Here is a 9023-nt window from a genome sequence, read left to right as displayed (position 1 = left end):
AAAAGGCTAAAACCAATATCAGTAAAGACATTTAGGTTTAATCAGCAAGCCCTAACTAGGGGTTGCTGATTAAAGATCAAAGCATTGATAGATAAAAGTTTTAGCCTTTTTTTGTCGAAAAAAGTGAAAGCTTTTCCGTCTAAAGAGCTGCAAAAAGCTAGTATTTTCGGACAATTATGGTAGAAAATAAGACTAATGCATTGTTAGCAGATTTTAAAGAGATGTTAAACTGCTGAAGAGCTACGGCTTAATTTTGTTTATCCGTTGCTAAAGCGCGGAGATGACAATGTGGGTTCCTCAAATTTTTGCCGAGTATTAGCCACTAACTTATTTAAGTATTCTCTTAAATATTCTGCTTGTTCGCCACTCAAACTATATCCACTACCATCAGTTTCTTGGTAAAAAAGTGGCTTTGCTCTCAAACTTTGATAGTCAGAATTTTGTCGAGAAGTTTCACTCAATAGCATGACATCTTCATCTGAAGGCAATAAACCAGGAGGTAGTTTACTGTCTAAAATAGTCTTGATGTTCTCCTGACAAACACGAGTATTTATTCCTTGTTTCTCTAATAATTGATAAACTTCTTTTAGAGATAAAGCACGATCTGGAAAAACTCGTAGTATTTCCCAAAGTAAAAAATAGTCGTTGTACTGTTGTTGAGGTATATCTATAATTTGTGAATAAAGAGGTAAGATAGCTAAACCATACGCAACCCTACCTATAGTTAATTTAATATCTTCTATCTCAGATAAACAATTATCCGATCCCTGCAACTTTTCCTGCTCTAACTCTATATTTTGAGAATTAACTTTTGCATCTTGAACAATAATTGCGTTAGATAATTTTTGACGTAACCAACGAGATATCTCGCTCCAACTCCCACTACCTCCAGTACATAAAGCGCGGTTAATTCCTACCGGAGATATTCCCACCCTACTCAAAAAATTATTTAACTCCTGATTTAATTTTTGTATAAAAGGTCCTAATACTTTTTTTTCTAAATCTTGTTGTTGTAAATGCCATTGGCGATCGCCTATATTCAAAATAAATTCTTTTTCAGATGGCAAAATTACTTTTAAATTACGAGCTGCTGCTAATAATTCTTGTCTATAGGATGAACTTTGTAACCATTGCTGTAGTTGATACCTAATTGATAAATCTGGATAGCCTGGCCGTGGCCATGATTGAGTAGATTGTTCTTGATTCTTTTCTTCTTTCTGGAGCTGGGGCAAAATATTTTCGTTTTTTAATAATAGTTGACAAACAATATCTTGATCTAGGGCCTGACCTCCATAAGCAAAACTATGGCAATGGAAGTGAGAGTAAGTTAAATTTTGGCCATCATCAGGGAAATCAACTAAGGCCATTTCTGTGGTGGTTGCTCCCACATTCACAATTAAAATTTTGCCCTTTCTAAATTCTGAAATATTAGATGTTTTTGGATCTGCTGTTACTGAAGTTAATTCTGATAGGGCAGTAGCGATCGCCTCCTCAACTACAATTACTTGACTGACATCTTGGACAAGACCTGCTTCTAAAACTGCTTCTCTGAGATTGAAGTTATAGGCTTCTGGCCAATTAGTGGGACTACCCATCAACACACATTTTAATTGTGCTAAAGCGGAAACAAATGTTTCTTGGTCTAATCCTACTGCACCACAGGTATAATCATGAGGTAAAGTAATTATTGTTTGATTTTCTCCATCAGTTAGAGAGGTAGAGTCTTGGACAAAAGTTTTGCTCTGAAGAGTTGTCAATAAAGTTACTAATCCTTGATAAACTAACTTGAGAGGAATTTGTTGATGTTCAGACAATTGCAGAATTGGTTCATGGGTAGTTGTAGTAACAAAGTTAGAATCTAGGAGAAAAGATTTATCGGGTTTTTCCTGAAATTTTTGTTTTTCAAATTTAATTGAAGTGTAAGGAATAGTAACTTTTAAAGCAGGCTTCAAGTTTTGTACTAATAAGGGTTTTTCTTCTATAGTTTTATGTTGAGATGACTTTTGATGTATATATAAAGTTGATGGTAGCTTATATATTTTTGCTTTTGTAGTAGAACTTAATGTTGTTTGAGCTATTTTGGTTGAGAGAGCAAATTCTTGATTTGTTTCAGTAATATCTAAATCTGTTTTAGTTGCTCCCCTTTCCCAATATATAGGATAAATCTCACTACTGCTACGATTAAATAATGCTGCAGAAATACCGGTAGTACCAAAGTCAATTCCTAAATACCATAGTGAAGGTTTTTTCTCTGGTATTTTATCTGTCTCTTTCAAGGAGTTCAATTTTTTTTTTCTGTCTCTGGAAGGTCTTTAAGAAGGGTTTCTAAAGGTAAAAATTCTCGATCATCTGTGTCTGTTGATTCTGCTTCTGTTGAAGATGTTAAGCTATCTAAAAGATCTTCTAGAATTTGTTCATTTTCTGTATTTTCTGCTGAATTGCTAGTATTTTCTTGGTTCGTTAAATTGGATTTTTCTGAAACATCACCAATATCGGTAAATAAACCTTCTAAGTCTAAGTCAGTGATTTCTGCCTCTGAAGTTGAATTAACAGAATCATTAGTCGATTCAAGATTACTTTCTGCTAAAGATACAGGTGAATATTCTCCTAATTGAAGCTCAGTTTGTTGTGGATCGTCTTCTAACTCATCTGAGTCAAATTCTTCTAAATTTTCTAAATCATAACGCAAATCATTAAGGGTATTAGTATCTAATAATAATTCTATATCTTGTTTTTCATCTGATTCTTGTATTGGCAGAAGATTTTCTTTAGCAGATGCCTGAAGATACTCTTCTTCTTCTGATTTATTGCTACGATTAGTTTCTTCTTGTTTAGGTTCTAGAGAAGCAATTAATTTATTAGTTTCTGCTTCATTTATCTCTAGTTTACCAAAGAGATTACTGAGAGATTCAATAATTTCAGTGTTTTCGACATTTTCTGAATTGTCTAACTTTGCCTCAGAATTTCGTGGCAATCTAACCATATTTGCTATTTTTGTATTTTCTATTTTAGCAGTATAATTTTGATATTTTTGCCACTCTGTACTATTTTCTGCAAAACATGGAGCTTTTAGTTTAGCACAAGTTTGATCTTGCTCCTTTTGATTTTTAATAACTTCTAAATCTTGCTCTTCATTAAGATTAAATTCATTCTGAATAGATGATTCTTGAGGGTTTGAGTTATCTACTTCAGTTGTTTTTGATTCTGTATTTACTTTAGACACAAACTCATATCCTGGATAAGGTAATACATCTGTATCGTTAGACTCATATAATTCATTAATCTGAGGAGATAGTTTTTGATTTTCAATATTTTGAGGATTAATATTAGAGGACGCTATCAAATTTTCTGCTTCTGGCTGTGTTTCTTCACGATCTTCTGTATTGAACTCATCAATAAATGAGCGGTTTAAGTTATGGTCTTCTCTCCCTCTATCCTGTGAAGTTGTCCCCATTTCAGGAGGTTCAATATTCTTAGAAGTCTGTGGATCGAGATTTTGCTTAATAGGTAAAGCGCTCTGACTTGAATATGAATGTTGGTTGGTTAACTGAGACAAATGTTCCAGCAATGTTTCTTGCACTGGGCCAAGCAAAGCTTGAGAAAACTCAGAGATAATTTGCTCCTGTTTAGCATATTGTTGAGCTAGGGAATAATTATCTTGTCTTTGCTTTTCCAGTTGTCTAATTTCTTCTTGCAAAGCTTGTCGTTGTTCTTTAAGAACTTGAAAATCTTCTTGTAAATAGTGATTAATAGGAGTCAAAAACTCCTCTAGTTGTTGTGGATGTTGTTTTGTCGTCTGATCAATAATATTTTCCGAATTTGAAGGTGGGTCAATGGAGAGTAGCTGTAGACTTGAGGCTGTATCCACATTCTGACTCAGATAATTCAGCAACTGCTGTAGTGCCTGCTGAGATTTTCTGAGTGTTTTTTCTAGGACTTTAGGAGAATTTTTAGTGCTAGGCTGATTTAGCACCTCATCTATTTCACTGATTATTGATTTGATTTGCTGATTCTGGAAATTCAAGAGTTTCACCTTTGTCACTCACCTTTATTAAGAATTATAAAACTGATGAGAGCATAACTGACTTTAAAATTACTGTTTCACACTAGATGTACAAATTAGAGATAGATTAAATTAAGAGTGTTAAGGTTTTTTCAGACTCTTTAGTCTAATGTATAGCCTAATGTGGCAATAGCACGATATTATAAGATCAATAATTTAAATACTTTTACTCTCTATAACTACTACATACATAATAATATTTATTAACTATAATAGTCATAAATAGTCCTAAAATTGAGCTGTTTAGAAAATTTTTTAGGATGAGGAAATAGTATTATGACCCTGTGGATGTTTAACCCGTCAAGGAACACTTAACTGGGAGCAGTAGTAAAAGTTTCTGGATTTATTATTGATATTTTGGGTTTTTGACAAATCCTGTACTGATACCTATGTACTACCATACTGTTGTACTACCATACTGTAAAAGCCCTATCATAGCTTCCACAAAGTTGTTGACTTTCAGGATATTTAAAGTCGGCCAATTGGCTAATAATATAATATGTATTAATTTTAATCATTAATTTATAGTTGCTTTGTGGGCTAAATATACTGCCCGATTAATATTGAAAAAATAACTTTATGGAAGAAAGGTATAATCGCGACCCCCAATTAAATATTAAAGAATTAATGCTATCTACCTCATTTTTTGAAGGTTTACCAGAAGAAGCATTAGAAAAAGCAGTGATTCATGTGGTCAGTCGTCAACATCCACCAAATCAGGTAATCTTGTTGGAAAATGATTGGGGGACATCTGTGTACTTCATTCTAGATGGGTGGGTAAAAATTCGCACCTATAACTTGGATGGTAAAGAAGTAACGCTGAATATTTTGGGTAAAGGCGAATTATTTGGAGAAATGGCTGCTTTAGATGAAGTACCTCGCTCTACTGACGTAATTACCTTAGCTCCCACATTAATTGGTAATATGCCAGCTCAGGACTTTGCTCATCTAATTCATACTGAACCCACAGCAGGAATTCGATTGGCCCAATTAATGGCCAGGCGTTTACGACAAGTGAATAGACGACTGAGGCTAAGAGAAGCAGATGCTCAGGCTAGGGTAGCAGATATTTTACTATTTCTAGCAGAGGGGCAAGGTATAGACTCTCAACAAGGAAAAGAAATTCCTAATTTGCCTCATAGAGAGCTAAGTAGTTTAAGTGGGTTGGCCAGAGAGACAGTGACTAGAGTCTTAAGTAAGTTAGAAAAAAAATCATTAATCAAGCGCGATCGCGATACACTATGTATTCCTGATATACATGCATTGGAACGTACACTTGTTTAGTCGGGCTTGCTAATCAGTTATCAGTTATCAATACCTCTGCCTTCAGTCAGAGGCTTGAAATATTGAACCTTATTTTTTTTCATCCCCTTGAAAGGGGAGGCTTGAGACCTGATTTTTTGTCATAAGTTATGATACAGGAGACAGGAGTCATAAAAGAGTTTTTCGGTGACTTTAGAGTCAGAATATAAATATAGTTCCAACTATTGTTTTGGGTGAAAACTTACCACTAATTGAATTTCATACATCAGATCAGCAATGCCGTTTAATCAAAAAGTAAATTCAAAGTCAATTAAACTTCACTAATGCAGGATGGCAGAAATAACTAACCAATTACAAAATCATAAAAGCTTTACCGAATAATTAACTTATTAATAATTAAATAATTCGGGTTTAAAGCCTCCCCGTTTTAAGGGGAAAAAAAGCGGTCGTTTGCGGAGCAGTCCGTTAGGATGGGATGGCGAGGTCTCCTCGCCATATCCAATCGACCAAGAGAAGAAATAGTATTTCCTTATATTCAATCCTCTCGGTTTTAACCAGAGGTAATTATCAATTATCCATTAATGAACAATCAATACTTTTGAATGTATTGAGTCATCTTGAATTCTGAGGTTTCCTCAGAATTACGCACTCGATGCCCGACTTCCGCGTAGCGACACTAGCTAAAATTTATAAGGCCAAACCAATTCTGTGAAAACAACTTCAGATAAAATACCTTCATCCACCAGCAAAGAAGATAAACCAATAGTTCTGGTAGAAACAGCTTTTCTGGCCAGTACAGCTAGTTTAATTTGGTTTATCAATTATTATTTTCCCTTGGGACCATTATTAAGAGTTTTCTTCCCAGTACCAATTGCTTTACTATATTTACGATGGGGAAACCGTGCCGCTTGGATGGGCGCAGCAGTATCAGGATTACTTTTATCTGTGCTAATGGGGCCAACTCGTAGTATTTTATTCGTCATTCCCTTTGGCTTCATGGGAGTAATGTTAGGGGCAGTGTGGAAACGAGGAGGAAATTGGTTAACTTCTATTGGTTTAGGTTCTATACTCGGCTCTATTGGTTTCTTTTTTCGATTTTGGTTACTTTCACTTTTGTTGGGGCAAGACCTCTGGATATATTTAACTACACAAGTTACAGAATTTGTAGAATGGGTATTTATCAAATTGGGATTATTAGCTCAACCTAGTTTACCTTTAATTCAAGCACTTGCTTTAGTCATGGTATTTGTGAATAATATAGTGTATTTATTTGTTGTACATTTGGTAGCTTTATTGTTACTAGACAGGATCGGTAACCCTATTCCTAGACCTCCTAAATGGGTAAGTGTGTTGCTTGATTATGAGTAATTTCAGTTATCAGTTATCAGTTATCAGTTATCAGTAGCTCCAAAGATAAAACAGTGGAATTGGCATCTTGCCCGTTCCTGATATTTTTGGGCAGGCAGGATACCCACCTCACTTATTGGTATAATAGATATCTCTAAAAATCAAAAATCAAATTAATTGTGACACAGAAATTATCAATTCTCTACCCCTATTCCCTACTCCCTACTCCCTACTCCCTCTTTCCCGAACAATAATGATTCGTGTTTATACTCAGGTGCAACAGGGAAAAAATTGGCTGCAAAGGTATCGGAGTCGCCAACCAATTTTTGGTTGTGTATTAGGATTTACAGATACAGGTCTAATACCGGGAATTTCTGCAGCAGGGGCGACTCCAAAAGACCGCCAATATACTTGTTTGGCAGATGTAGAATTTTTATACAATGGTTTTCAACCACAACCTAAATATCCATTACCACCCCTTGATGCTGGTGCTTCACCAGTTTTAATCACAAAAGCAATTGTTGATGCTCTGAATATTCCTCTCTACTTATTTAATGCTGGTTTAACTCATCAACCCACCGTACCAACAATTGATTTGGGAGGTACTCCAGCTCGTTGTTTAACTTCTGGTCATGCTTTAGATATGGCAACAGTGAAACATTTACTAGAAGTTGGAAGGAGTTGGGGATGTAAGTTAGCTGCCGAAGCAAAAGATAGCTATTTAATTTTAGGAGAATGTGTAGTTGGAGGTACAACTACTGCTTTAGCAATTTTGTTAGGTTTAGGTATTGCTGCTGTGGGCAAAGTTAATAGCAGTCATCCTCAATGTAATCATACTCAAAAGTTGGCTGTGGTGCGTCAGGGTTTACAAGCTTCTGGTTTTAATTCTGTACCTCTGTTTTCACAACCTCTAAAATTGGTTGCTGCGGTGGGAGACCCGATGCAAATAGTAGTAGCAGGAATGGCAATGACAGCAAGTCTCAAAGTTGGGGTGATGTTAGCTGGTGGTACACAAATGTTAGCTGTTTATGCTTTGATGCAAGCATTAGCTGCAAAATATTCTATATCTTGGTTGCCTGAGAATATTGTGGTGGGAACAACTCGATGGGTTGCTGAAGACCCGACAGGAGATACTGTGGGGTTAGCTAGAGAAATTGGTTTTGTGCCTTTGATGGCAACACAACTTAGTTTTGCTGAGTCTTGTTATCCTCAACTACAAGCTTATGAAGAGGGATATGTTAAGGAAGGTGTGGGTTGTGGAGGATGTGCGATCGCGGCTCATTTATATCAAAATTGGAGTCAAAGTCAGTTGCTTCAAGCTGTTGAAAATTTATTTGTGTAGTGGAAGGAAGAGGAGAAACAGAAGTCAGAAGTTAGAAATTAGGCGTTGCTGATTCTGAATTTTGCCCCCCGAGCAAGCCAATTTTGGGGGGAATAATAACTCTATAGGTGTTGCTGATTCTGGGTATGAATTGCCCCCCGAGCAAGCCAATTTTGGGGGGAATAAAACTCTATAGGTGTTGCTGATTCTGGGTATGACTTGCCCCCCTAGTGCACAATGGCGGAAATAACTGACCAGTTACAAAATCTTAAAAGCCTTACCAATCAATACTTCTGACTTCTAACTTCTGACTTCCGCGTAGCGGCACTATCCCCCCAATTTTGGGGGGAATAAAACTCTAAAAGTCCCCCAATTTTGGGGGATTTAGGGGGCTTGACTAGATAGCAAAAAACGAGTTGGTGTTTGACTTATGCGGATGATAAACCGTAAGACAGGGAAATGTTTTTCCTACTGTTCCCTGTTCCCTGCTATATGTTGATAATTCTATAATTACTTCAATCTCTCCTACTCCCCACACTTGGAAGTAGCAGTCCAGATAAATACTATTTATAATTATCAACAAATTAACAAGGAGTATAGAAAATGGAACCTATAGAATTGGGCCTAGCAGCGATCGCCATTCCTTTTCTCACTAAATATGTGGAAAAGACAGGAGAAGGTTTAGGGGAAAAGACTGTGGAGCAAGTGGATAAGTTGTGGCAACTCATACAACGAAATCCTGCGGGAACTTTGCCTGCTTTGAAGTCTGCTGAAACAGAAGCTTTTCCTGTAGATTTTGATCGGGCAATACAAGAGTTGGAAACTGCTGCTAATGAAGACCCGGAAGTTAAGCAAGCTGTTATTGATGTGGTTGAAGTTGCAAAACAGGAAAATTCAGAATATGTTAAGAATCTTGAGTCTGAGATTGAAAAAATTAAGTCTCAAGGAGTAACTGCTGAGAAAATTAATGCTTTGTTTCAGGGAAGCACTATTAGTGGGGGTGTTTCAGGTAATACTGGAGATATTAGA

6 protein-coding genes are annotated in these 9023 nt (G+C 36.2%); 4 read left to right on the top strand and 2 right to left on the bottom strand.

Annotated elements, in window-relative coordinates; genetic code table 11:
- Positions 1–257 precede the first annotated feature (257 nt).
- Complete coding sequence (locus AC3DU7_RS17260; protein ID WP_488040556.1) at positions 258–2285, bottom strand: hypothetical protein; 2028 nt, start codon at positions 2283–2285, stop codon at positions 258–260.
- Complete coding sequence (locus AC3DU7_RS17255) at positions 2282–4024, bottom strand: hypothetical protein (RefSeq protein ID WP_488040555.1); 1743 nt, start codon at positions 4022–4024, stop codon at positions 2282–2284. The genes AC3DU7_RS17260 and AC3DU7_RS17255 overlap by 4 nt, the downstream gene beginning before the upstream one ends.
- 618 nt (positions 4025–4642) lie before the next feature.
- On the opposite strand from AC3DU7_RS17255, the gene AC3DU7_RS17250 reads away from it, so the two are divergent.
- The 4 genes from AC3DU7_RS17250 to AC3DU7_RS17235 form a co-directional block, all read left to right on the top strand.
- Positions 4643–5347 carry a Crp/Fnr family transcriptional regulator gene (locus tag AC3DU7_RS17250; protein ID WP_488040554.1) on the top strand — a complete coding sequence of 235 codons (705 nt, stop codon included), beginning with the start codon at positions 4643–4645 and terminating at the stop codon, positions 5345–5347.
- A 687-nt stretch (positions 5348–6034) separates the two neighbouring features.
- Complete coding sequence (locus tag AC3DU7_RS17245) at positions 6035–6694, top strand: DUF2232 domain-containing protein (protein ID WP_488040553.1); 660 nt, start codon at positions 6035–6037, stop codon at positions 6692–6694.
- Positions 6695–6926: 232 nt separating this feature from the next.
- Positions 6927–8015, top strand: coding sequence for a nicotinate mononucleotide-dependent phosphoribosyltransferase CobT (gene cobT / locus AC3DU7_RS17240; RefSeq protein ID WP_488040552.1), 1089 nt, complete (start codon positions 6927–6929; stop codon positions 8013–8015).
- Between the two features lie 582 nt (positions 8016–8597).
- On the top strand, positions 8598–9023 hold a 426-nt coding region (locus AC3DU7_RS17235; RefSeq protein WP_488040551.1), incomplete at its 3' end, for a hypothetical protein.

This window comes from Okeania sp., from assembly GCF_983059655.1.
The sequence above is the reverse complement of the archived record's forward strand: the minus strand, read 5'-3'. Positions and strand labels throughout refer to the sequence as shown.

What these genes read in the sequence shown, in the direction of transcription:
- cobT (WP_488040552.1), top strand. Translation starts at nt 6,927, where the DNA reads ATGATTCGTGTTTATACTCAGGTGCAACAGGGAAAAAATTGGCTGCAA.
- AC3DU7_RS17250 (WP_488040554.1), top strand. Translation starts at nt 4,643, where the DNA reads ATGGAAGAAAGGTATAATCGCGACCCCCAATTAAATATTAAAGAATTA.